The sequence below is a fragment of the Algoriella xinjiangensis genome (genome assembly GCF_900115015.1).
Lineage (GTDB): Bacteria > Bacteroidota > Bacteroidia > Flavobacteriales > Weeksellaceae > Empedobacter > Empedobacter xinjiangensis.
On the sequence record NZ_FOUZ01000004.1, the window covers coordinates 112747 to 135598 of the forward strand.

Genomic DNA, 22852 nt, shown 5'->3' on the forward strand with positions numbered 1-22852 from the left:
TTCGCACCTTTTTTATAATATTATATTCTGCTTAATATGCTTTTGCATATAAAACTCTAAATTTTGCAGGTTTTCCTGAGTAGAAATCTACGCCTTCTGTAGGAATTTCGAACGCCATAGGAATACAACGAATTGTACCTTTTGTTTCGTTTTTAATTGCTTCTTCTGTTTCTTCAGTTCCGTCCCATAAAGCAGAAATAAATCCTCCTTTGTTTTCTAAAACATCTTTAAACTCATCATAAGTCGTAATTTCTGTTGTGTGATCTTTGCGATAATCAAATGCACGTTGGTATAAATTAGTTTGAATTTCTTCTAACAACGTTTCTACTTTATCAGAAACCTCATCCAAAGCAACAAATTGCTTTTCTAATGTATCACGACGAGCAATCTCAACTTGACCTTTTTCTAAATCTTTTGGACCAATTGCAATACGTACAGGAATACCTTTTAATTCGTATTCAGCAAATTTCCAACCTGGTTTATATTTTTCATCATCATCAAATTTGATTGTAATTCCTTTCGCTTTTAATTCTGACGAAAATTTACCAACAACTTGACGAATTTCTTCTAACTGTTCTGCCGTTTTGTAAATAGGAACAACAACAACTTGTATTGGTGCGATTTTAGGAGGTAAAACTAATCCTAAATCATCTGAATGCGTCATAATTAATGCACCCATCAAACGAGTAGAAACTCCCCAAGATGTTGCCCAAACATATTCTTGTTTTCCTTCTTTATTTACAAATTTAACATCAAAAGCTTTTGCAAAGTTTTGACCTAAAAAGTGAGATGTACCAGCTTGCAACGCTTTTCCATCTTGCATCAATGCTTCAATTGTATAAGTATCATCTGCACCAGCAAAACGTTCTGACGGTGTTTTATATCCTTTTACAACCGGAATCGCCATAAAATTCTCAACAACTTCCGTATAAACTTCTTGCATTTGTTTTGCTTCTGCTACAGCTTCTTCTTTTGTTTCGTGTGCTGTATGCCCTTCTTGCCACAAGAATTCTGTTGTTCTTAAAAACAAACGCGTTCTCATTTCCCAACGAACAACATTTGCCCATTGATTGATTAAGATTGGTAAATCGCGGTAAGACTGAATCCAGTTTTTATATGTACTCCAAATAATTGCTTCAGATGTTGGACGAACAATTAATTCTTCTTCTAATTTTGCATCTGGATCAACTATTAATTTTCCTTTATTGTCCGGATCATTTTTTAAACGATAATGAGTAACAACTGCACATTCTTTTGCAAATCCTTCCGCATTTTTTTCTTCAGCTTCAAATAAACTTTTAGGAACAAATAAGGGGAAATAAGCATTTTGATGACCAGTTTCTTTAAATTTTTTGTCTAGTTCTGCTTGTAGTTTTTCCCAAATAGCATAGCCATAAGGTTTGATCACCATACAACCTCTAACACCTGAGTTTTCAGCTAAATTCGCCTTAACAACAAGCTCGTTATACCACTTTGAATAATCCTCAGTACGAGTTGTTAATTTTGCCATATTCTTTTATATTTGTTAATAAGTTTTGTATCTTTACTTGGCATAAAAATTGCCTTTGAATTTATGCAAATTTAAAGATAACAAACGACGTAAATTTATAATTATGAACAAAGTTTATAAAATTTCTAATAAATTATCTAAAATAACACTTGCTTTAGGAGTTGTTTTAGGAATTTCGTCTTGTTCTACTTATCAACCTAGCGGTTATGAGAGTGATGGTGTTTACTATAATCCAAAAACAGATAAAACATACCAAGAAGCTCAACCTCAAAATGGTAATGAGCAAAGTGAACAAGATAATCCAAGTGAAATCAAAATAGGAAGTCCTTATTTTGACGCTGAAGGAAATGGTGCCGAACAATTTTATTATCAAGATGAAACAGACAGTACAACAAATTCTTCAACTAAAGTAAAAATTAATTCAAATGGTTGGAATAATTTTTACAATAATGATGATTATCAACTAAATTATTCTGGAAATAGCACTTACGATTGGGGAAGAAATGATGGTGTAGAAATTAATATTTGGAACAACTCACCTTGGTATGGTGGTTATTACGGATGGGGTAGTTTCTATAATCCATGGCGATGGGGATTCAACCCTTGGTATTCTTCTGGCTGGTACGGTGGAGGTTTCGGTTTCTCTATGAATTGGGGATGGAATGATCCTTGGTACGGCGGATGGGGATACCCTCATTACGGTTGGAATAGCTGGTACGGAAATGGTTATTACGGAAATTACGGATACAGACCAAGAGGTATTTACTCTCAACCTGGTTACAGATATGGTGGACGTTTAAACAATAGTATTAACTCTACACGACCAATTTCAGGATTAAACGGAAGAGTTGATAGAATTAATAATTCGACTAGACCATCATTAGGTCAATCAAATAATACTCGTCCTAATCGTGAAATGAGACCATCTGTTGGACAAGGACAAACGAATAACACTCGTCCAATTCGCGAAGTAAGACCAAGTGTTGGACAAACGAATACAAATACTCGTCCAGTAAGACCGTCTGTTAGTGAAGGCCAAATGAATAACACACGACCAGTTAGACCATCAGTTAGCGAAGGTCAGATGAATAATACTCGTCCGGTAAGACCGTCTGTTGAGCAAGGACAAATGAATAACACTCGTCCTAATCGCGAAGTAAGACAACCACAGTCACAGTACAATACTCGACCAATGAGAGAAATGCAAACGCAACAACCAACACGATACAATAACGAAACACGAAATAATTCAACATCAAGACCAACTTATTCTACTCCATCTCCAAGTAGAGGTAGCAGTATGGGAAGTGGTAGTGTTGGAGGAAGTCGTGGTGGTAGCACTGGCGGAGGATCTCGAGGTGGAAGAAGATAAATTGATTTAGATTAAAAAATGAAAAAAATAATTGTAAGCCTTTGTGCCTTAGTTGGCACAATGGCTTTTGCACAACAAGGAACAGGATACGATTATAATCAATACTCTACAAATGCAATTAACTTGTATTCACAAGACATTAATAGCGGTAACGCAAAATATATTGGTGTTGGTGGTGCTGTTGGTGCATTAGGTAGTGATATAAATTCGGTAGAGCAAAATCCTGCAGGTTTAGGTGTCGCTATAAATTCTGAAGTACAAATTACAGCTGGTGTTTCTACATTTAGTAACAAAACTACTTTTGGAACTAGTTTAAAAGAAAACGACAGTAATTTCGACTTTCAACAATTTGGAGGAACATTTGTTTTTAACAATGAAGGTTCTAAATGGAATCGTTTTTCTGTTGGTGTTGCATACATCAATCAACGATTAGATAATTTTTCGTCTATTGGAACAAACGAAGGAATCAAATTTGGAAATGATAATGGTGATACATGGACTTTTGGTGGATATATAAAAGACATCGAAGGTTATAAATCTAAATTCTCATTAAACTTTGGTTCTACTTATGATGATAAATTATATGTTGGTGCTGGATTAAATTTTCATGAAACGAACTATACTGCTTACGAGCAATATGGCGAAAGAAATGACAAAACCAATCAAATGTATGCTTACAATTTAGATGGTTCTCCTTACAGCGAAATTGGGCAAGGTTTCTCTTTCTCTTTAGGAGCTATTTACAAAGTAAATCATAATGTACGTTTAGGTGCAGCTTATCATTCACCAGTTTGGTACAATGTTGCCGAAGATTATTATTCAGCTAATAATAGTTTTAATGACAATGGTACAGTAAACAATTATTACATGTATTCTTCTGATTATGACATGACGCGTGGTGGACGTGTTGTAGGTAGTTTAGGTTTTGTAGTTGGTAAAAATCTTTCTCTTGGAGCAGATTATACGTACCACATGAACAATGAAACTAAACTAAAACCGTCAACTAATTTTGCAGCAAGTAATAATTTCATCAATGATTTTGTTAAAAACTCAAGCGAAGCAAGAGTTGGAGCAGAATATCGTATTGATCGTTTCAAAGTAAGAGCTGGTTACAATTATGTTGCTTCTCCTTACGAAAACATCAATTTAGATGTTGCTAACGAAAATAACGTTGTCTCTAATACAAGTTTAACAAAGACTTTTATGGGCGATATAAACCGTGCAAGTTTTGGTTTAGGATATGATTTTGGAGGATTTTATGTAGATGCTGCTTACCAATATCAAACACAAAAATACAAACAATTAATTGGTGGTTCTGATTATGTAGATTCAGACAATTATTTTGTGACATTAAATAATACTTATGCACCAGAAGTAAAATTAAATAACAATTTATTCTTGTTAACTGTAGGTTGGCAATTCTAAAATGTAAAAAATAAGTACAAAAAAATCGGATGAATAATTTCATCCGATTTTTTTTATGCACTAAAAATTAATCTATTATTTACTTATTTTCTTTACAGATGACATTCCAGATGTTTCTACTTTAACAACTAAACCACTTTCATCAACATATTTTACAGAACTTGCACCAGAACTATCAGCTGTTAATTTATCAATTGCCCAAACAGTTGTAGAACTTGCACCAGAACAATCAACAACAACATTTGCAGCTTTCAAATCTTTTGCAATTAAAGATGATGCGCCAGAAACCGAAATTGCTAAATCTTGTACATTCCCAGAAATCTTCATACTTGATGCGCCAGAATTATCTACCGCAATTTGATTAGACACTACATCCAATTTCAAATTACTTGCTCCAGACAAATCAATTGCTAATTGATCAACTTTTAAAGTTGGAATTACCTTTACATTTGATGCACCAGAAATAGAAAATGATCTCAATTTTTTGTGAGGAAAATTAACTTTAATTTGAGAATTATTTAGATTAACAGTTCCTTTTATCGAGATTTTTAAAACACCATTATTCACTTCTGTCACAATTTTATCCATTATATTATCAGGCGCTTCTATCGTAATTGCACCATCATAATCGCCATCGTTTACAGTAACTGCAATTGCGCTGCTTACATCAATTCCTTCAAAAGACGAAAGTGTTCTTTTCTGTGTAATTGTATTCTCGCTTGCCGTTACACGATCTAAATAATTAGAACCTGGAGATTTAGAATTTAAATCTACCGAACAACTCGCAAATCCTAACGAGCTGAATATAAAAATTGGAATTAAAATGTATTTCATCTAGTGTATTTTATTATAAGACGTATAAGTTTTAAAAAAGTTACATAAAAAATTTAACTTTATTCAAAATTCTAAATCAATCCATCATAAATATTTAGTATTTTCGCTTTCTATGAAAATCATCAGTTACAATGTAAACGGAATTCGCGCTGCGATGACCAAAGGTTTGGTTGATTGGTTGCAAGCCGCACAACCAGATGTATTTTGTATTCAGGAAACTAAAGCGATGCAAGAGCAAGTGGATACAAAACCTTTTGAAGATTTAGGTTACCACATTTATTGGCATGCTGCAGAAAAAAAAGGTTACAGTGGAGTTGCCATTTTTTCTAAAATAAAGCCAAATCATGTTCAAATCGGAACAGGAATCGATTATATTGATTTTGAAGGTCGCGTTCTTCGATTAGATTTTGACAACGTTTCTGTTATCAGTTTATATTTACCAAGCGGAACAAATATTGATCGTTTAGATTTTAAATTACAATTTTGCGAAGATTTTAAAAGTTATATTAAAGAGCTTAAAATCTCGCATCCAAATTTAGTTATCTGCGGCGATTATAATATTTGTCACGAAGCAATTGATATTCATGATCCGGTAAGAAACGCAAAAGTTTCTGGTTTTTTACCAATAGAAAGAGAATGGATGACAGCTTTTATGGAAGAATGCGGAATGATTGATTCTTTTCGTTACTTTGTAAAAGAACCACACAACTATTCGTGGTGGTCATACCGTGCAAATTCGCGCAACAATAACAAAGGTTGGCGAATAGATTATAATATGGTGAGCGATACTTTGCGTGATAACATGAAAAGAGTTGCTATTTTGCCAGAAGCAAAACATTCGGACCATTGTCCTGTTTTAGTAGAATTAGACGTTTAAGTTTTATAAAAATGAAGAAAATTATCCTTAGTTGTTTAACAGTTTTCGCACTAACAAGTTGTGTTCCTCAAAAACAATTTCAAGAGTTAGAGAATAACTATTACAAAGCATTAGACGACCAATCAAACACGTCGAAAGATTTAACATTAGCAAATCTAAAAATCGAAAATCTTGAAAAAGATTTAGAACGCACAAAAAAAGAATTGTACATAAAAGATACTGCTTTAGTTAATGCGCAACGTATCATTAGAGCTTCTCAAAAAGAATACGATTCTTCTATGCAAGAATTATATTCGGCTTTGAATAGTTCTGGTGAAAAATCTAAATTATTCTATACTCAAATGAATGATAAAGAGAAACAAGTAGCTGATTTAACGCAAAAAGTAAAAGATTTTGAAGCAAAATTGGATGCAAAAGACAACGAAATTTTCAATCTTAAGAAACAAATCTTAACAATGGAAATTAACCAAAAAGTGTCTGCTGCTACAAGTACACCAGCTCCTACGACACCTGTAAAAACGCCAGCCAAAACAACTGGAACAAAAAAATAACTAAAAAGTCTTATCTGTTTTGATAAGACTTTTTTTATTCTCCAATTCAAGCTAACTTTGTAGCAAGTAAAAAATATTAATGAAAGTTATTTGTGAAACAAAGAGTTTAGTTTTACGTGAATTTTTTGAAATTGATGCATACGAATTATTTCAAATGAATTCGGATAAAGAATTAATGAAAATCGTAAACGAAAAACCATATCAAACTGAAGAAGAAGCCCAGTTTTTTATTCAGAGTATGGAAAAACATTACCAAGAATTTGGTTTTGGTTTATGGGGTGTTCACGAGAAAAAAAGTGGTCGTTTTGTTGGTTGGGGAGGTTTAAGAGCAACCAAATTTGGTCCGGTTGTTAACATTCGTCTTAAACGTAAATTTCAGAACAAAGGTTACGGAACAGAAGTGATAAACGCAATTGTAGATTACGCACAAGTTGAGTTGAAATTAGATAAACTTGCCGCGAAAGCAAATGCGAATCAACCAGAAACAGTAAAACTTTTACAAAAATCAAAACTAAAACCGAGCGAAGAAAACGCATTGGTTTTTAAATTATAAGACATAAAAAAACGAGAACAAATATTCTCGTTTTTTTATGCTTTATATCTTTCCTATTTCTTAGGTTGAGGAGGAAAATCTTTCAACATTTTCAAAACTCCTTTTTGTATATTTACTGCCCTTACTTCTGGCGAAGCTTTTAGTGGCATTTGTATTTTAAGAATTCCTTCCCAAACCAAACGTCCATCACTAAACATAGAAACTGTATAATTTTGATTTAATTTTTGAGACATAATCGGAATACCAACCGAAACTCCTCCACCAAAACCATATCCGCCAGTTCCCATTCCGATACCTACATTCGAGTTTTGTTGCTTCGAAACATATTCTTCAGGCTTCACTTGTACGGTTAAATTAGCTTCATTTGATTGCTTAAAACCACGATACAACATTCCTTTTTCTATCGAACTAAACAATCTCGCACTATCCAAATCGTTTAATCCTAAATTATCTGCTTGTACAAATGAGTAAGTTTTATTTTGTTCAAAATTAAAATCTCGATCATAATCTACCGCAACATTTCTTGTACTACACGAAACTATTGTTGCAAAAATAGCTCCTAATAAAAATATCTTTTTCATTTTATTTTCAATGATTTTTTATGATTAATCTTTAACAATACGCCACAATTTTCGTTCTGAATGTAATGAAGAACCTCATCAATCCAAATGACAGATGACAACTATTTTAAATTCAATTTTAAATAATTATCTACTACACTTCGTAACGAATCAAAACCAATTTCTTCTAATTTTATATCTTTTAAAGCAATCCATTTTACAGCGGCAATTTCTTCTTTTTCTAACACAATTTCTTCATCAGGAAAATCGGCAATAAAAGCTAAATCGCACGTTTTGTATGGAATTCCTTTGTATTCGTAATTATTAGGTTTAGATAAAAAATAAGTAAAATTTTCTATAGGAATTGTAATTCCTAACTCCTCTTCTATTTCTCGCTGACATGTTCTTTCTGCCGACTCATCTGGATCGGTAAAACCGCCAGCCAAATCTAACTTTCCTTTTTGCGGTTCCTTATTACGAACGGTAAACAACAATTTATCATCTTTTCGTAAAATTACCGCAACAGCCGCAGCTACGTTTTGGTAATAAACTAAATCGCAATTGGGACAAGCCATTCTTCGGAAATTAAATTCGGAAATTGAATGACCACAATTCGGGCAAAATTTGAAAGACTTAATCATATAAAAGTTAAGTTTTAATTATTTATTTCTTGGATGAAATTTGATAATCGCATCTCTAATATATTCTTGATCTACGTGTGTATAAATTTCGGTTGTCGTTATACTTTCGTGTCCTAACATCAATTGTATTGCACGTAAATCGGCTCCATTTTTCAACAAATGTGTCGCAAATGAATGTCGAAAAGTATGCGGACTAATTGTTTTTTTAACACCCGCAATTATCGATAATTCTTTTACAATTGTAAAAATCATTACTCGAGTTAAATTTTTTCCTCGTCTATTTAAGAATACAAAATCTTCGAAACCCGTTTGTATACTAATGTGATTACGAATTGTTTCCTTATACAAGTTAATGTATTTTATTGTATAATCGCTTATTGGCACCAACCTTTGTTTGTTTCCTTTTCCGATGACGCGAATAAATCCGTCATCAAAAAAGAGATCAGAAATCTTAAGATTTATCAATTCCGAAACGCGCAAACCGCAACCATAAAGTGTTTCTATAATTGCTCTATTTCGTTCGCCTTCTGGTTTAGATAAATCAATTACTTCTGTCATTTTATCAATTTCTTTTTCTGATAAAACGTCAGGTAATTTCATTCCTATTTTTGGCGTTTCTAAAAGCGAAGTTGGATTATCTTCTCTAAAATCTTCTAATTGTAAATAGCCAAAAAAGCTTTTTAACCCCGAAATTACGCGCGCTTGCGAGCGTACACTATAATCGCTAGACGCAAAATCGTGTATAAAAGTTGTTAAATCGTCTTGTGTATAATCTAACGGTTGTTTTTCCGAATGATTGATTAGTTTTTGTATATCACGTAGATAACCTTCAATTGTATTGGCAGAAACTCTTTTCTCTAATTTCAGATACATTTGATAGTCATACAAAGCATCTTTCCACTGCATTTATTTTGATTTATTTTCTAGTTCAAAAATTCGTTTTATCATTTCATCTTCTGGGCTCCAAACTTCATAAAAAGCGCGCGAACCGTATAAATCCTCAGCTATAACAGCTTTCATATAATTATCTACGGTTGTTGAATAAATTGGATTGAATTCGTTTACTGGAATTCCTAAAACACCCAAAAACTCTTTTCTGTACATGCCTGCGCTAAAGTAACGCAAATATGTTTTCTCGTTATGAAACATGAAAAAATCATGAATTGAATATATTTTCTTGAACAAGAAATCGTTAAAGTAATTTGCATCTTGGTTATAATACAACCAATTTGCGACAGAATTTGTATCTAAAGCAACAAATTCGTCTGGTATAATTCCACCACCACCGTAAACTTTTTTACCTGATGGTGCCGTATATTCTAATTTTTTATTGATTTTTATAGAGTCTTTATTGTATAATTCTCCCGATTTTAGACGTTCATACAAATCGTCGCTGTATTTTGCCGTTCCTTTATCGTATGGTTTTTGAATAGATCGTCCTGATGGTGTAAAATAATTAGCAACCGTTAAACGAACACGTGTATTGTCGCCTAAATTAATTTCGCGCTGCACCAAACCTTTTCCAAAAGAACGTCGACCAACAATAGTTCCTCGTCCATAATCTTGTAATGCACCCGCTACAATTTCGCTAGATGAAGCTGAACTTTCATCAATCAAAACATATACTTTTCCTTTCTCGAAAAGACCATAATTGGTTGCGTAGATGTATTTTTTCTTTTTAGATTTATCTTGTGTATAAACGATTAATTCGTCTTTTGTTAAAAACTCATCGGCAATTTCTTCGGCAATACGCATAATTCCACCACCATTTCCACGTAAATCGAAAACCAAGGTTTTCATTCCTTGCCCAACTAAATTATCTAAGGCTTGATGAACTTCTTTTGCAGAATTTTCGGAAAAACGAGTTAATTTTATATAACCCATGTCTTTTGTTAGCATGTGTTCGCCCGTAACCGTTGCAATTGGCACAATAGTGCGTTTTAGTTTTACGGTAATTGGTTTCTTATCTCGAATAACTGATAAATTAATTTCTGAGTCTTTTTTACCTTTCAATAAAGTTTCAATCGTTTTATTATCTTTCGCAATTAACGATTGATTGTCTACCGAAATAAGTTGATCTCCGAATTGTAATTTACCTGTATTCGCAGTTCCTGGAATCGTGCGTTCTACAATTATTGTATCACTCAAAACTCTAAATTGTACGCCAATACCTACAAATTCACCTTTTATTTGCTCTTCTGCTTGTTGCACTGATGCCTTGTTGATATATGTGCTGTGCGGATCTAATTTACCAACCATATAGTTGATTGCATCATCAACCAAACTATCCGAATTAATTTCATTTACATATTCGTTGTCTATCAAAGATACTAATCGACGAATTTTTTGTTCGTTATCCGAATATTGCAAACCAATGATATCTTTGTTATCATCAAGTGCAAAATCGTATTTTTTACCGACTAAAAATCCTACCAGAAATATGATGATAACCAGTAAAAAAATGTTAATAACTTTGAAAAAACCTTTCATCTAATTGTATAATTCTTCTTCTGTGATTTGCTGAATTGTAACGCCTGCTTGCTCTAAAAACTCTAATCCAGAAATATCTTTGTATTGTTGTATGTAAACAATACGTTTGATACCTGCCTGCAGAATTAGTTTACTACAATCTTTACAAGGCGACAAAGTGATATACAAAGTCGCGCCCTCTGCGGATTGAGTTGATGTGGCACATTTTAGAATGGCATTTGCTTCGGCATGTAAAACATACCATTTTGTGTTTATTTTTTCATCTTCGCAATCATTTTCAAAACCACTTGGAGTTCCGTTGTATCCATCCGAAATAATCATTCGATTTTTAACAATAATTGCACCAACTTTTTTACGTTGGCAATAAGAAAGATTTGCCCATTCGAAAGCCATTTTCAAATAAGCAACATCGTATCGTAATTGTTTTGCTAAATTCTTTTCCATTTAAGCTTCTTCTTTTCTTTTAGTCCATAATGGTGGAATAAAAAACGGTAAAGGATTTCGGAAAAATGCTTTGATTGTATGCGAAATCATCGTGAAAATTTTATAAAAAGGTATATTATTAGAGCGCATTGCCATAAGTAATGATAAAGTAAAACTTACTAAAAAGTTACACCAACCTATCATAAAAATGGCTATAAAACCAATAATTATTGGACCTACATCAAAATGATAACCCATTCCTCCAATACCCATAGCAAAATTACCAGCAGCAAAAGTAATGTGTCGAATATCAAAAGGTTGACCTGTAAAATCTCCTACTAAAAATGCACATCCCATCATAAAACCGAAGGCAACATTACCAACAATACCACCCATATTTTTTTCAACCCAATTCGAAATTCTTCTTCTTTTACGGATTGAAAATGTTTTTTTAAGAATTGGATGATTGTAAATACGTTCGGGTATATTATTGAAACGCTGACTGTTAATTGTCATTCCAGAAATTAATCCTGAAAGAAATAAAAATGTCCCTGCAATTCCTCCAAAATAGAAAATATGCCAATCCATTGTTACAACTTCTTCCCAATAATGATAAGCTTTTGAGTATTTTAAAACCTCAAAACCAAGTATTGTATTCAGTAAATAAAATATACCAAACGAAACTGCAAAACCTGCAACTACGTTTCCTAAAAAAGCAATCATTTGGCTTCGTACCAATTGCGCAAATAAGGTTGTAAAATCTTTTATATTAAGATCTGATCCTGATTTTGGAACTAATGATTGTGCTAAACGTGCCGCTGTCATAGAGGGTTGTTTGGTAGCTAGCGTCATGTGCGTTAAATATATCGTACAAAAACCTACTGCATAATTTATACTAAAGAAAAATGCTTTGAATAAAGGCGATGTATCATGTACATTTCCAATTCCTGTTTTTATAAAACATAAAAAAGAAACGATTAAACCACCACCACAAGCTGTCCAAAACATCTTGTTGTATTCTTTCGCCGTTTGTGTTATATATTTTTCTCCCGTTTTACCATTATGATAGGTTACCAAAAATGTAATCAAATAAACTGTTGAGCTTAATTGGTTACTCATAAAGTTTTTGGGCGCATAAAATTCTGTCCATTTTTTAGTTGCTAAACTATAAAATGAGATAATTCCGTGCATTCTAAGTTCGTTATAACTATTTAATATCGTTTGTAAACGAACCAATTGTTGTTGCAAACGATTAAGTTTTGCTGCAACTTTTAACGAAATTCCTTTGTAATCTTTTTGAGTTAAAATATCATTTAAGGTATGCTTACATTTTGAAATACTCTCTTTAATTTGGAGCATATCAAAACCCGCTTGCGGACTTTCAATAATATTACTAATCTGCATGGATAGTTTAGAAAATGAATTATCTAAATAATTAACTTCAGAACTATAACGCATCATTTCTTTGTCCGAAAAACCGCCCGTAATACGCACTGTTAGGATAGAAATTGCTTGTAATAATTGATTTTGTATGTTGGATGTATTTTTCTTGAATTGCTCTTCGGGAATATCTTGGTAAAGAACTTCGAAGAATTTTTTCCATCGATCTCTGGGAATTATACGCAATGAGGTTAAATTCTTCGAGTTATAAAATATTTCATTTACAACTGAAGTTAACTCATTATTATCTTCGATATCTGGTAAAACCGAATCCATTATTTTTTTTCTAAACAATGAAAACAAACTGTCTTCTACGTGAATACCACTATCAACCAAATAACTAACGAAATTTATTTTGCCAAAAGTATTTTCTAATTCTTCTCTTAAAATTAATCTATAAGTAGAATTGGTTTGTAATTTTGAGATTAGATCGTCAATGAAAGAAATTGAATCGGGATAATCTTTTCGTGCTTTTTCTAATAATCTTATGATAAAGCTCTTTTCGTATTTTTTATTTTGTTCAAATATAGAATCTAACGCCATACTTTAATTTCTTCATTCTGTGTACAAAAATAAAAAACTTATACCACTAAGCAGTATAAATTTATAGAAATAAAAAGGTGACTCTTTTTTTGAATCACCTTTTGTATATATTAAAATTTAAAGTTCTTTTTATCTATTGCAGGATTAATCTTTATATCCGAAAAACGAATGATATATTCGCCGCCTTCGGTAGGTTTTCCTAGTATTTTGGTAGCAAAAGAAAGTCCATTAAACATTTTGAAATTTGAGTAATAAAGCGTCTCTTCTTTATTTTTTTCCATCACAATTTCATAAGAATTTTTATCAAAACAATAAACTGTTGAGTTCGCATTTTTTGTTAATTCGACTTTATAACAACTATTTTTTTGATCGTATTTTTCTGTTCCAACGTATTTTACTTTAAATCCTTTTTGTTTGTATTTCAATACATCCGAATCAAAAGCGTCTGGTTTATACTCTGGTACAACTACATTTTTGTTTGCAACTTCGCTATATGTCCAGCCATTTTCACCATCATAACCTTCGTTCAAAATCTCTTTACCATTCATAACAAAAACCACTTTTTTATTGTATGGTCTTTGGTGATAAATAATCATAGGATATGTGTCTCCGATATTTATAATAGCTTCTCCTTTGAGAATAATACTGTTCAAATTATTCCAAGCTGCTTCACCTCCTGTTTTTTGTATATGTGTTTCGATTATTTTATCTGCATCTTGTCCAAAAACAGCTACAGAAAATAAGGATAACACAATTGTACTCAACTTCATTTTCAACATAAGAACTTTTTTTCGTTTATAATTGGTTGAACAATATACAAAACAAATTTAAAGTTCTACTTATCCAAACAAGAGTTTAATCTAATTTAACCTCAATATGCGACCAGTTTTCTCCTCTTAAAATGCGGTAAACTTGTCCTTGTGAAATATTAAATTGTTTTGCCAAAGTAGAAATTCTGGCCTTTCTGTTAGGATCCATTAATTTCTTTTTAAGACGAATTACCTGAGCTTCTGTTAATTTACTATTTGGAATACTGTCTAAACGAGAACGTCCTTTCATCATTCTAAATAAATCTTTGTTATGCTCTTTCCATTCGTCCAAAGTAGCCCACTTTAAATTGTCTAACGTGTTGTTTAATTTATTGTGGTCAAGATGTACAACATATTCCTTATTTTCTTGATTTGGCAAGAAAGTTTCGGCTATCATTTTGTGTACATATTTTGCTGTTCTTTTACCATCAGCTTTCGTTACCCATATTGCGCGGTAACCATTGTTGATTGCTCCTTCTAAAATTTTATACTTGTCTTGACCTGTATAAAGTTTTTTAACTAAGCCGTCTTTTGAAACCAAAAAAGATCTTTTTTCAATTAAACCTTCGGCTCCGTATTCTTTCCATGAATCACTCATAATCACTATTTTAACTTACGTTTACATTTTACAACAACATTCATACCGAAATCATTTTTTTAATCTTAATTTTTAAATAAATGAGGTCAATATTTTTTATTTTTTAGTATCGATTTCGATGCAAAGATAGTTTATATATAGTTTATTGATTATTTTTTAACAATATCGGTTAGATATTTTTTTGCTCGTTCCAAATCTTCAGGCGTGTCAATTCCGACACCAATAAAATCAGTTTCAATTACTTTGATTTTCATTCCATATTCTAAATAACGCAATTGTTCTAATTTTTCGGCTTTTTCATTTTGACGCATTTCAAATTTAGAGAACTTTAACAAAGCCTCTTTTCTAAACGCATAAATACCAATGTGACGAAAATAGTTTGGTGCAAAATTAGTTTCGCGTGCAAAAGGAATTGGACTTCTAGAAAAATACAAAGCAAAATCTTTATAATCTGACACAACTTTTACAAAATTGGGATTATTAATTTCCTCTTCCTTATTAATAGGTTCTTTTAAAGTTGCCACATCAACAGTTTTACCATCTTCTCCATCAAAAGAAGAAAGAATATCTGCCAATGCTTTTTTATTAACAAAAGGTTCATCTCCTTGCACATTCAGTACAATATCGCACGCTATATTTTCTACAGCTTCTGCAATTCTGTCACTTCCTGTCTCATGATCTTTTAAACTCATAATTGCTTTTCCGCCATGCGAAGAAATTTCATTATAAATAAGTTCAGAATCTGTTACCACAAAAACATCATCAAAAAGCTGTGTTGCAATTACGTTTTCGTACGTCATTCTAATTACAGTTTTATCGCCTAATTGTTGCATCAATTTTCCTGGAAAACGCGACGCAGCGTAACGAGCTGGAATTACGGCTATTTTTTTCACTTTTTTTATTTTCAAATTTCAGTAAATTTAAAATACTATGAGATGAAATCCATCTATATTCAACAAAATAATTATAGTATCTTTGTCAAAATAAATTTTCTGTATGAAGATTGCTTTCAAAATTTTGTTATTTTTGATTTCATTAGGGTTGATTTATATCTTAATCAACGAGTTAAAAATCCAAGGATAAAGAAAAGTTTATGTCAAAAACAGCAACTCAACGTTCGTTAGCGATTATATTATCACACGATATGCTTAGTTATATTACAAAAACAACTGATGGAGAAACAGTTTCTTACTCGGATGTCTATGACTATTCGGTTGATTTTACAAATCTTAACAAAACGGAAATTGAGATTGAACACGAATTACGTTCTAACTTAACATTGTTACAAGAATATGATTTTGTGCACATTTGCTTTTTATCGACAACAATTAACGTTGTTCCAAATCAGTTTTTACATCGTCCATTAGCCGATTTATTGGCTATTTCTAACTACAATCCTATACAATTAGCGATTGATTGTCCTTTAGAAAGTGAAGATGCATCTATTGTTTACAACATTCATTATCCGTTAAAAGACATTTTACTTTCGTTACCAAATTTACAAAACGCGCGTTTGTATCATTCGGGTAAATTTTTGATTGATTATGGTAAAATTAATTCCAAAGAAGACGAAATTTACATCAATTTGATGCATCAAAAATTAGAAGTTTGCATTTTACATAAAGGAGATTTTATTTTTTATAATTTATTTGAAACAAAAACCAAAGAGGACTTTTTGTTTTACATTTTGTACACATTAAATCAATTAAATATCAGTCCAAATAACGTTTCATTATTTGCTTTTGGTGATCTTTTAAACTCGCCAGAATATTATGAAACGCTTAAAAAATACATCAGAAATGTTAGTTTTAACAATGATGATAAACAATTAGGGCAATATTTTACATTATATAAATTATTCGAATGCGAATTATTTCAGGAACATTAAAAGGAAAAAGAATTACCGCACCAACCAATTTACCGGTGCGCCCAACTACAGATTTTGCCAAAGAGGCATTATTTAACATTTTGAACAACGAGTGGTATTTTGACGAGATTACGGTTTTAGATTTATTTTCTGGAATTGGAAGTATTTCGTTAGAATTTGCCTCGAGAGGAGCAAAAAAAGTAACTTCAGTTGATAATTTTTACGGTTGTATTAAGTTTTTAGATGAAACAAGTAAACAGTTAAAATTAGACGAGAAAATTACAACTATAAAAAGTGACGTTCTAAAATATTTGGAAAAACCAGCAACAAAAAAGTTTGATATTATTTTTGCTGATCCTCCTTATGATTTAGAAATAGAAGCTTATAAAACAATTGTAGAATTAATTTTCAAGAATGAGTGGTTAGAAGAAGGTGGAAACTTTGTTTTAGAACATCCTTCTACTATTACTTTTGAAGATTTACCACATTTTGTACAACACAAAAAGTACGGAAACGTACACTTTTCTTTCTTCGAGTAAAAAACACAATTTTATATTATTATTAACAAATCGGCTATAGATGATATCTATCAGCCGATTTATTTTTTATTTAAACTAAGTCTAATTAAATTTGCAGTGTTAATTTTATTTAGAATAAATACACATAATGATATGAAAAAGAATTCAATTCTACTTACAACTATAGCTCTACTTAGTTTTTCTTCTGCTTTTGCACAAGAACACGAAAAAGAGAAAAAAGATACAGTTAACGATTTACAACAAGTTGAAATTTTTGGAGATCGTAACAAAAAACAAAGAGGATTAGAAATGATTACACGTTTCCCTGGAAATCCTCAAGATCAAGTTCAATCAATTTCAACAATTTCTGAAAAATTAATCGAGGAACAAGGTGCATTAACTATTACTGATGCAGCTCGTAATGTTCCTGGAGTTACTTTATTTGGAAATTATGGAGGATATAAAGAATCTATGTCTATCCGTGGATATCGTGGAACACCAGTTTTAAAAAATGGAGTTAGAATGGACTCTGATTTTAGAACTGCTGGAGCTATTACAGATATGCAAGGAGTAGAATCTATACAAGTTATAAAAGGTGCTGCATCTATTACACAAGGTGTTGCAACTGGTTTAGGTTCTGCTGGTGGAGTTATAAATATTGTTACAAAAACACCTCGTTTTAACAACGAAAAAGAAGTTGGTTTACGCTACGGTAGCTGGAATAATGTAAGAGCAACTTTTGATTTACAACAAGTTTTAGATAATGATAAAAAGTTTGCGTTTCGTCTTAATGGAGCTTATCAATATGGTGAAAGCTACAGAGATGTAATCGAAACAAAAAAGCATTACATTAATCCTTCATTTGCATGGCGTCCAGATGATAAAACGGAAGTTGTTGTACAAATGGATTATTTAAGAGTAAATGGTGTTCCAGATAGAGGTACTGTAAATTTAGCGGCAGATGATACTGAAGCTTTATTTGATATGGGTCATAAGTTTTTAGGAACTCAATATGATAAAACTATCATGGATAATTTAACATATTCTGCTTGGATTAATCGTCAAATTACAGATAAAATTAATTTCCGTGTTGCATATTTTGGTTCATTCTTTACAAATGACAACACAGCTACAGCTTTAGTAAAAAGTGACAAAAAAAATCTAAACTTAATAGATAGAACACTTGGTAGATCATTTAATGATGACCGTAGTACAGCTATACAAGCCGATTTAATGGGTAAAGATTTTAATTTCAATGATTTTAAATGGTCTTGGCAAGTTGGTTATGATTATTCATACGACAGAAGTACTTCTAGAAGCGCAGCAGGAATTGGAAGTTATAAAGAAGCAGGCGTAACAAAATATTATATTCCACAAGCAAATGTTTTTGGAGATATTCAAAACAATATCAACTTATCACCAGAATTGCTTAAAAATTTAGAGTTAAGAGATTATACAGGTGCACCAACATATAACTATTATTATGGTTTTATGACGCAACAACATTTATCTTATAAAGATTTTATTAAAGTAATTGGATCTTTACGTTACTCTTACTCTATCAGTAATCATGATAATGCTGTAGATCCAATGATTGGTTTAATGATTTCTCCTATCAAAAATATTAATTTCTTTGGTTCATTTACGACAAGTACAAGTTTAAGATCTGCAATGAATTTGTTAGAAAATGGAGGTCGTGTAGGTTCTTCTAAAACAAATCAATTTGAAACAGGTGTAAAAACATCTTGGTTTAATGACCGTTTAAGAGCAAATGCAACGTACTTTAATATGAATAACAAAAATCTTTCATATACAGTTTATAATGCAGACGGATCAAATACAACAGATCCTACAACAGGAGAAAATTTATATGGTTTAGCAGGTAATTTAAAACGTCAAGGTGTAGAATTAGACATATCTGGACGTCCATTATCTAATGTACAAGTATTATTAGGATATGCATATTTAGATGCGCGCTACGAAGATTCACCAGCTTATATGGAAGGTTCTGCTCCTATGAATGCGCCAAAACATACAGCAAATGCATGGGTACAATATAAATTTCAGAACACAAATTCTTTTGTAGACGGTTTATCTTTATCTGTAGGTGCTTACTATGTTGGTAAAAGACCAGTTAACGAATACACTAAAAAGACAATTATTCATAACACAACGCCAGGAGTAAAACCATTTGATATGCCAGAATATACAACGCTTAACGCACAAGTTGGATATTCTCTAAAACGATTTGACTTCCGTTTATTCTTCAATAATATTACAGACGAAATCGGATACAACTCATATTACCGTGGTGGGTACATCAATCAAATTGATCCATTTAACATGGCTGGACAAATTGTTTTCAAATTCTAATTTTTCTTAGAGTAAATATATTTTATACATTTTTAATACAAAGCGACAATTTAGTAAAATTGTCGCTTTTATTTTTTAGAGAATTAGCTTAACTTTCCTCAAATTTATTATTTAACATGAAAACAAAACTTACAACATTATTAATATTACTTTGCTCTATTTTTAGTTTTGCACAACAAACAGAAAACACTTTAAAAACAATTCCAGAATTTTCGTTTGTAAAAATGCAATCAGACGGAATTTTTAGTTCGAATGATATCAAAAAAGGAAAAAAAACATTGATTGTTTTATTTTCACCAACCTGCATACATTGCCAATTAGCATTAAATCATTTAAGTAATAATTTTGATTATTTAAAAGACACGCAAGTTATTTTGGTTTCAGAATATAAGGCCGACGAAGTTTTACCTTTCTTAAAAGAACATGCACCAAAATTTGTAGACAATAAAAATGTCGAATTATTGTACGATTCTAATTACGAATTTGCACCAATATTTCAGCCAACATCTATCCCTACATTTTATTTGTTTGACAAAGACAAAAGCTTGTTAACTATCAAAAAAGGTTCGGTAGAAGCAAATCAAATCTTTACATATTTAAAATAAAAAGAAATATAACAATATAAAAAAAGCGATTCAGAAATTTCTGAATCGCTTTTTATTTTATGATTAACTAAGTAATATTATTTACCTTGTTGTTGAGCTGCTTGAGCTTGTATTTGCTCTTGTAATGCTTTAATTTGCTCTTCAGACATTCCTTGTCCACCTGCACCTGGCTGACCTGCTGGAGCTGGTTGACCTTCTTTGATATCGATTAACTCTACTTCAAATTCTAATGCTTGGTTTGGTCCAATTTGTCCTCCAGGAGCTCCCATTTCACCGTAACCTAAGTTAGCAGGAATATAGAATTTGTATTTTGCACCTTTTGTCATTAATTGTAAACCTTCTGACCAACCTGGAATAACTTGGTTTAATGGAAATTCAACTCCACCTTTTGCTTCAGGGTTTTTGTCTGTACTATCAAAAACTTTACCTGTAGCTAATAATTTACCTGTATATTTTACTTTAACAATGCTGTTAATGTTTGGTTTAACACCAGTTCCTTCTTTTTCTACAACATAAACTAAACCAGAAGCTGTAGTTTTAGCACCAGAAACTTTCTTTTTCTCATCGATTAATTTCGTTGATTCGTCAGAATTTTTCTTTACTAATTTTTGTTGATTATTTTTAGCATATGTATCTAAAATACCCATACCAGCTTCTTGTGTAATCAATAATTTTTTGTGTCTAACAACATCCATAATCCCTTGAACAATGATGTCTTTGTCCATTTGATCTAATTGTTGTTGATTGATTACAGTTTCTATTTGTTGACCAACTTGTTGACCAATCGCATAAGATTCTCTTCCATCTTTTCCAGATTTTAAGTAATCTCTGATCCCTTTTTCTAATTGATCATAATTGATACTGTCAGTTTCAACTAAACGCCCTCCAAGACCTTTGATTTGCTCACCAAGACCAGTACCAAATGCGTATGACGCCTTTTGATCGTCACTTTCTAATTTGTCTACAGATTTTCCTTTGTTACAAGACGCTAACGACGCAACAACAAAAATCCCTAAAAGAACTTTTTTCATTATTTATAAAAATTTAGTGCAAGTTTAATAAGAAACTTTCATTATTCATACAAATCTAACCCAAATTCTTCTTTTAATTTTAATAAAAGTGGGTTTTTATCGGATAACTTCTGAAATTTATCCTTTTTAGATAGAATATGATTTTCTGCTTCCTTCTCTGATAACTTAATTTGAATCGTAAAATAATGATTTTTAAGCTGTGTTCGCAAACTATTTCTAATACGATCACGGTAAACCTCAAACTCTTGCTCAGAAGAATGTGAACTAAACTCAAAAATAATTTCATTTTCGATAACTTCAAGATTTGTCGTCATCAAAGCATTATAAGACGGTATATTGTGTTCGATTTTTAATCGATCCAAAAACTTTTGCCAACTTTCTTTTACTTGATCAAGATTAAAAACTTCGCGAGGTAAATCATTTCGCAAAATTTCTTCTTGAAACTCTTCTACCTTATTTCCTGGCAATGCCATTTTAAGACTAAAAGAGCCCGAACCGTTACTTTTTATTGGTTTAGAAGCGCGCGTATATTGCTTTACTTCTTCCTCTATAACCGCATTTCTGGCAACAGTTTGATTTGTATTTTGTTGATTATTTGTTTGAACAGCCTGATTTTGAACAATGTTTGGAACTACTACATTCGAAACATTTTGTTGATCTGCTGTTAAATAGAATGTTGGTGGTACTATTCTATACTTTTTTTTTTAAGACCATTTTCATTCGCCGTTAAAGAAGCTAATTGCATCAACGCAATTTCTACTGTTAAACGTGGATTTTTACTAGCTTTATAATTTAAATCTGCTTCGTTACAAATTTCAATTGCTCCAAATAAAAACGTCGCCGCACATTTTTGTGCATGTTCTAAATATTTTGCTTTTATACGTTCTCCAACTTCTAGTAAACTAACGGTATTCGCCGTTTTTGCCATTAACAAATCACGGAAATGCGCGCCTAAACCAGAAATAAATAAATGTGCATCAAAACCTTTGTTCAAAATATCATTCAATTGTAACATCGCTTGCGGAATATCATTCTCTAAACAAGCGTCTGTCATTTTAAAATAATAATCGTAATCTAAAACATTTAGATTTTCGGCAACAGCAGTATATGTTAAATTTTTATTGGTAAAAGTTACCATTCTGTCTAAGATAGACAACGAATCACGTAACGCACCATCAGCTTTTTGTGCGATTAAATGCAACGCATCATCTTCAAAAGTAACATGTTCTTTTTCGGCAACATTTTTCAAGTGACCTTTTATATCTTCGACACTAATGCGTTTGAAATCATAAATTTGACATCTTGAAAGAATTGTAGGAATAATTTTATGTTTTTCTGTAGTTGCCAATATAAAAATTGCATGCGCTGGCGGTTCTTCTAATGTCTTTAAAAAAGCATTAAAAGCCGCTGTAGACAACATATGCACCTCATCAATAATATACACGCGGTATTTACCAATTTGAGGAACAATACGAACTTGATCAATCAAATTACGAATATCATCAACCGAATTATTTGACGCAGCATCTAACTCAAAAATGTTGAAAGCAAAATCTTGATCGCCATCTAATCCATTTTCTTCGTTAATTTTTCTTGCCAAAATTCGCGCACATGTCGTTTTACCAACACCTCTTGGTCCACAGAACAAAAGTGCTTGCGGCAATTGATTTGTTTTAATTGCCTGTTCTAATGTATTTGTAATCGAAGATTGTCCTACGACATCTTCAAAATCCAGTGGGCGGTATTTTCTGGCTGAAACAACAAAATTTTCCATACTAATGGCAAATATAATGGTTTTAATTTTTCTATAAAAAAAAGAAAGGATAAAGTAA

General features: G+C 31.8%; 23 protein-coding genes. 9 read left to right on the forward strand and 14 right to left on the reverse strand.

The window, feature by feature from the left end:
* Window positions 1-31: 31 nt before the first annotated feature.
* The gene (proS, locus tag BM072_RS04760; protein WP_092907081.1) at window positions 32-1510 is read right to left on the reverse strand and encodes a proline--tRNA ligase; all 1479 of its coding nucleotides are present in this window, start codon (window positions 1508-1510) and stop codon (window positions 32-34) included.
* Window positions 1511-1613: 103 nt separating this feature from the next.
* Here proS and BM072_RS04765 point away from each other — a divergent pair, with 103 nt between their 5' ends.
* Window positions 1614-2882, forward strand: coding sequence for a hypothetical protein (locus tag BM072_RS04765; RefSeq protein WP_092907083.1), 1269 nt, complete (start codon window positions 1614-1616; stop codon window positions 2880-2882).
* A gap of 18 nt (window positions 2883-2900) precedes the next feature.
* The gene (locus tag BM072_RS04770) at window positions 2901-4307 is read left to right on the forward strand and encodes an OmpP1/FadL family transporter (RefSeq protein WP_143080474.1); all 1407 of its coding nucleotides are present in this window, start codon (window positions 2901-2903) and stop codon (window positions 4305-4307) included.
* A 75-nt stretch (window positions 4308-4382) separates the two neighbouring features.
* On the opposite strand, the gene BM072_RS04775 is transcribed toward BM072_RS04770, so the two are convergent.
* Window positions 4383-5141, reverse strand: coding sequence for a head GIN domain-containing protein (locus tag BM072_RS04775; protein WP_092907087.1), 759 nt, complete (start codon window positions 5139-5141; stop codon window positions 4383-4385).
* Window positions 5142-5253: 112 nt separating this feature from the next.
* Between BM072_RS04775 and BM072_RS04780 the strand changes: the two genes are divergently transcribed.
* The 3 genes from BM072_RS04780 to BM072_RS04790 all read left to right on the forward strand — a co-directional run bounded on the left by BM072_RS04780 (window position 5254) and on the right by BM072_RS04790 (window position 7122).
* A complete protein-coding gene (locus BM072_RS04780; protein WP_092907089.1) occupies window positions 5254-6018 on the forward strand; it encodes an exodeoxyribonuclease III in 765 nt (254 codons plus the stop codon).
* An 11-nt stretch (window positions 6019-6029) separates the two neighbouring features.
* The gene (locus BM072_RS04785) at window positions 6030-6569 is read left to right on the forward strand and encodes a hypothetical protein (protein ID WP_092907091.1); all 540 of its coding nucleotides are present in this window, start codon (window positions 6030-6032) and stop codon (window positions 6567-6569) included.
* A gap of 79 nt (window positions 6570-6648) precedes the next feature.
* The gene (locus BM072_RS04790) at window positions 6649-7122 is read left to right on the forward strand and encodes a GNAT family N-acetyltransferase (RefSeq protein ID WP_092907093.1); all 474 of its coding nucleotides are present in this window, start codon (window positions 6649-6651) and stop codon (window positions 7120-7122) included.
* Between the two features lie 53 nt (window positions 7123-7175).
* Here the strand turns inward: BM072_RS04790 and BM072_RS04795 are convergent, their stop codons facing one another.
* From BM072_RS04795 to kdsB, 9 genes are all read right to left on the reverse strand, one after another.
* Complete coding sequence (locus BM072_RS04795; RefSeq protein WP_092907095.1) at window positions 7176-7703, reverse strand: DUF4136 domain-containing protein; 528 nt, start codon at window positions 7701-7703, stop codon at window positions 7176-7178.
* 101 nt (window positions 7704-7804) lie between these two features.
* Window positions 7805-8257 carry an NUDIX hydrolase gene (locus BM072_RS04800; protein ID WP_245752056.1) on the reverse strand — a complete coding sequence of 151 codons (453 nt, stop codon included), beginning with the start codon at window positions 8255-8257 and terminating at the stop codon, window positions 7805-7807.
* 84 nt (window positions 8258-8341) lie between these two features.
* Window positions 8342-9229 carry a site-specific tyrosine recombinase XerD gene (gene xerD, locus BM072_RS04805; RefSeq protein ID WP_092907099.1) on the reverse strand — a complete coding sequence of 296 codons (888 nt, stop codon included), beginning with the start codon at window positions 9227-9229 and terminating at the stop codon, window positions 8342-8344.
* Entirely contained in the window at window positions 9230-10813 is a 1584-nt protein-coding gene (locus tag BM072_RS04810; protein WP_092907101.1) for a S41 family peptidase, read from the reverse strand.
* Window positions 10814-11257, reverse strand: a complete 444-nt coding sequence (locus tag BM072_RS04815) for a deoxycytidylate deaminase (protein ID WP_092907103.1) — start codon at window positions 11255-11257, stop codon at window positions 10814-10816.
* The gene (locus BM072_RS04820) at window positions 11258-13219 is read right to left on the reverse strand and encodes a site-specific recombinase Gcr (RefSeq protein ID WP_092907105.1); all 1962 of its coding nucleotides are present in this window, start codon (window positions 13217-13219) and stop codon (window positions 11258-11260) included.
* A 110-nt stretch (window positions 13220-13329) separates the two neighbouring features.
* Complete coding sequence (locus tag BM072_RS04825; protein WP_092907107.1) at window positions 13330-13998, reverse strand: LolA family protein; 669 nt, start codon at window positions 13996-13998, stop codon at window positions 13330-13332.
* Window positions 13999-14074: 76 nt separating this feature from the next.
* Window positions 14075-14626: an HNH endonuclease gene (locus BM072_RS04830; protein WP_092907109.1), complete on the reverse strand. Its 552-nt coding sequence runs from the start codon at window positions 14624-14626 to the stop codon at window positions 14075-14077.
* A gap of 149 nt (window positions 14627-14775) precedes the next feature.
* A complete protein-coding gene (kdsB, locus tag BM072_RS04835) occupies window positions 14776-15519 on the reverse strand; it encodes a 3-deoxy-manno-octulosonate cytidylyltransferase (RefSeq protein ID WP_092907305.1) in 744 nt (247 codons plus the stop codon).
* Window positions 15520-15719: 200 nt separating this feature from the next.
* Between kdsB and BM072_RS04840 the strand changes: the two genes are divergently transcribed.
* The 4 genes from BM072_RS04840 to BM072_RS04855 all read left to right on the forward strand — a co-directional run bounded on the left by BM072_RS04840 (window position 15720) and on the right by BM072_RS04855 (window position 19989).
* Complete coding sequence (locus tag BM072_RS04840) at window positions 15720-16514, forward strand: DUF3822 family protein (protein ID WP_092907111.1); 795 nt, start codon at window positions 15720-15722, stop codon at window positions 16512-16514.
* Window positions 16490-17032: a 16S rRNA (guanine(966)-N(2))-methyltransferase RsmD gene (rsmD, locus tag BM072_RS04845; protein WP_092907113.1), complete on the forward strand. Its 543-nt coding sequence runs from the start codon at window positions 16490-16492 to the stop codon at window positions 17030-17032. The genes BM072_RS04840 and rsmD overlap by 25 nt, the downstream gene beginning before the upstream one ends.
* Window positions 17033-17164: 132 nt before the next feature.
* On the forward strand, window positions 17165-19384 hold the full coding sequence (locus tag BM072_RS04850; RefSeq protein WP_092907115.1) for a TonB-dependent siderophore receptor: 2220 nt from the start codon (window positions 17165-17167) through the stop codon (window positions 19382-19384).
* A gap of 116 nt (window positions 19385-19500) precedes the next feature.
* Window positions 19501-19989: a TlpA family protein disulfide reductase gene (locus BM072_RS04855; RefSeq protein ID WP_092907117.1), complete on the forward strand. Its 489-nt coding sequence runs from the start codon at window positions 19501-19503 to the stop codon at window positions 19987-19989.
* A gap of 77 nt (window positions 19990-20066) precedes the next feature.
* On the opposite strand, the gene BM072_RS04860 is transcribed toward BM072_RS04855, so the two are convergent.
* The 3 genes from BM072_RS04860 to dnaX form a co-directional block, all read right to left on the reverse strand.
* On the reverse strand, window positions 20067-21020 hold the full coding sequence (locus BM072_RS04860; RefSeq protein WP_092907119.1) for an FKBP-type peptidyl-prolyl cis-trans isomerase: 954 nt from the start codon (window positions 21018-21020) through the stop codon (window positions 20067-20069).
* Window positions 21021-21061: 41 nt separating this feature from the next.
* On the reverse strand, window positions 21062-21493 hold the full coding sequence (locus BM072_RS04865) for a hypothetical protein (protein ID WP_092907121.1): 432 nt from the start codon (window positions 21491-21493) through the stop codon (window positions 21062-21064).
* A gap of 212 nt (window positions 21494-21705) precedes the next feature.
* Window positions 21706-22794 carry a DNA polymerase III subunit gamma/tau gene (gene dnaX, locus BM072_RS04870; RefSeq protein WP_092907123.1) on the reverse strand — a complete coding sequence of 363 codons (1089 nt, stop codon included), beginning with the start codon at window positions 22792-22794 and terminating at the stop codon, window positions 21706-21708.
* Window positions 22795-22852 lie beyond the last annotated feature (58 nt).

What these genes read in the sequence shown, in the direction of transcription:
- proS (WP_092907081.1), bottom strand. Translation starts at nt 1,510, where the DNA reads ATGGCAAAATTAACAACTCGTACTGAGGATTATTCAAAGTGGTATAAC.
- BM072_RS04765 (WP_092907083.1), top strand. Translation starts at nt 1,614, where the DNA reads ATGAACAAAGTTTATAAAATTTCTAATAAATTATCTAAAATAACACTT.
- BM072_RS04770 (WP_143080474.1), top strand. Translation starts at nt 2,901, where the DNA reads ATGAAAAAAATAATTGTAAGCCTTTGTGCCTTAGTTGGCACAATGGCT.
- BM072_RS04775 (WP_092907087.1), bottom strand. Translation starts at nt 5,141, where the DNA reads ATGAAATACATTTTAATTCCAATTTTTATATTCAGCTCGTTAGGATTT.
- BM072_RS04780 (WP_092907089.1), top strand. Translation starts at nt 5,254, where the DNA reads ATGAAAATCATCAGTTACAATGTAAACGGAATTCGCGCTGCGATGACC.
- BM072_RS04785 (WP_092907091.1), top strand. Translation starts at nt 6,030, where the DNA reads ATGAAGAAAATTATCCTTAGTTGTTTAACAGTTTTCGCACTAACAAGT.
- BM072_RS04790 (WP_092907093.1), top strand. Translation starts at nt 6,649, where the DNA reads ATGAAAGTTATTTGTGAAACAAAGAGTTTAGTTTTACGTGAATTTTTT.
- BM072_RS04795 (WP_092907095.1), bottom strand. Translation starts at nt 7,703, where the DNA reads ATGAAAAAGATATTTTTATTAGGAGCTATTTTTGCAACAATAGTTTCG.
- BM072_RS04800 (WP_245752056.1), bottom strand. Translation starts at nt 8,257, where the DNA reads ATGGCTTGTCCCAATTGCGATTTAGTTTATTACCAAAACGTAGCTGCG.
- xerD (WP_092907099.1), bottom strand. Translation starts at nt 9,229, where the DNA reads ATGCAGTGGAAAGATGCTTTGTATGACTATCAAATGTATCTGAAATTA.
- BM072_RS04810 (WP_092907101.1), bottom strand. Translation starts at nt 10,813, where the DNA reads ATGAAAGGTTTTTTCAAAGTTATTAACATTTTTTTACTGGTTATCATC.
- BM072_RS04815 (WP_092907103.1), bottom strand. Translation starts at nt 11,257, where the DNA reads ATGGAAAAGAATTTAGCAAAACAATTACGATACGATGTTGCTTATTTG.
- BM072_RS04820 (WP_092907105.1), bottom strand. Translation starts at nt 13,219, where the DNA reads ATGGCGTTAGATTCTATATTTGAACAAAATAAAAAATACGAAAAGAGC.
- BM072_RS04825 (WP_092907107.1), bottom strand. Translation starts at nt 13,998, where the DNA reads ATGTTGAAAATGAAGTTGAGTACAATTGTGTTATCCTTATTTTCTGTA.
- BM072_RS04830 (WP_092907109.1), bottom strand. Translation starts at nt 14,626, where the DNA reads ATGAGTGATTCATGGAAAGAATACGGAGCCGAAGGTTTAATTGAAAAA.
- BM072_RS04840 (WP_092907111.1), top strand. Translation starts at nt 15,720, where the DNA reads ATGTCAAAAACAGCAACTCAACGTTCGTTAGCGATTATATTATCACAC.
- rsmD (WP_092907113.1), top strand. Translation starts at nt 16,490, where the DNA reads ATGCGAATTATTTCAGGAACATTAAAAGGAAAAAGAATTACCGCACCA.
- BM072_RS04850 (WP_092907115.1), top strand. Translation starts at nt 17,165, where the DNA reads ATGAAAAAGAATTCAATTCTACTTACAACTATAGCTCTACTTAGTTTT.
- BM072_RS04855 (WP_092907117.1), top strand. Translation starts at nt 19,501, where the DNA reads ATGAAAACAAAACTTACAACATTATTAATATTACTTTGCTCTATTTTT.
- BM072_RS04860 (WP_092907119.1), bottom strand. Translation starts at nt 21,020, where the DNA reads ATGAAAAAAGTTCTTTTAGGGATTTTTGTTGTTGCGTCGTTAGCGTCT.
- BM072_RS04865 (WP_092907121.1), bottom strand. Translation starts at nt 21,493, where the DNA reads ATGGCATTGCCAGGAAATAAGGTAGAAGAGTTTCAAGAAGAAATTTTG.
- dnaX (WP_092907123.1), bottom strand. Translation starts at nt 22,794, where the DNA reads ATGGAAAATTTTGTTGTTTCAGCCAGAAAATACCGCCCACTGGATTTT.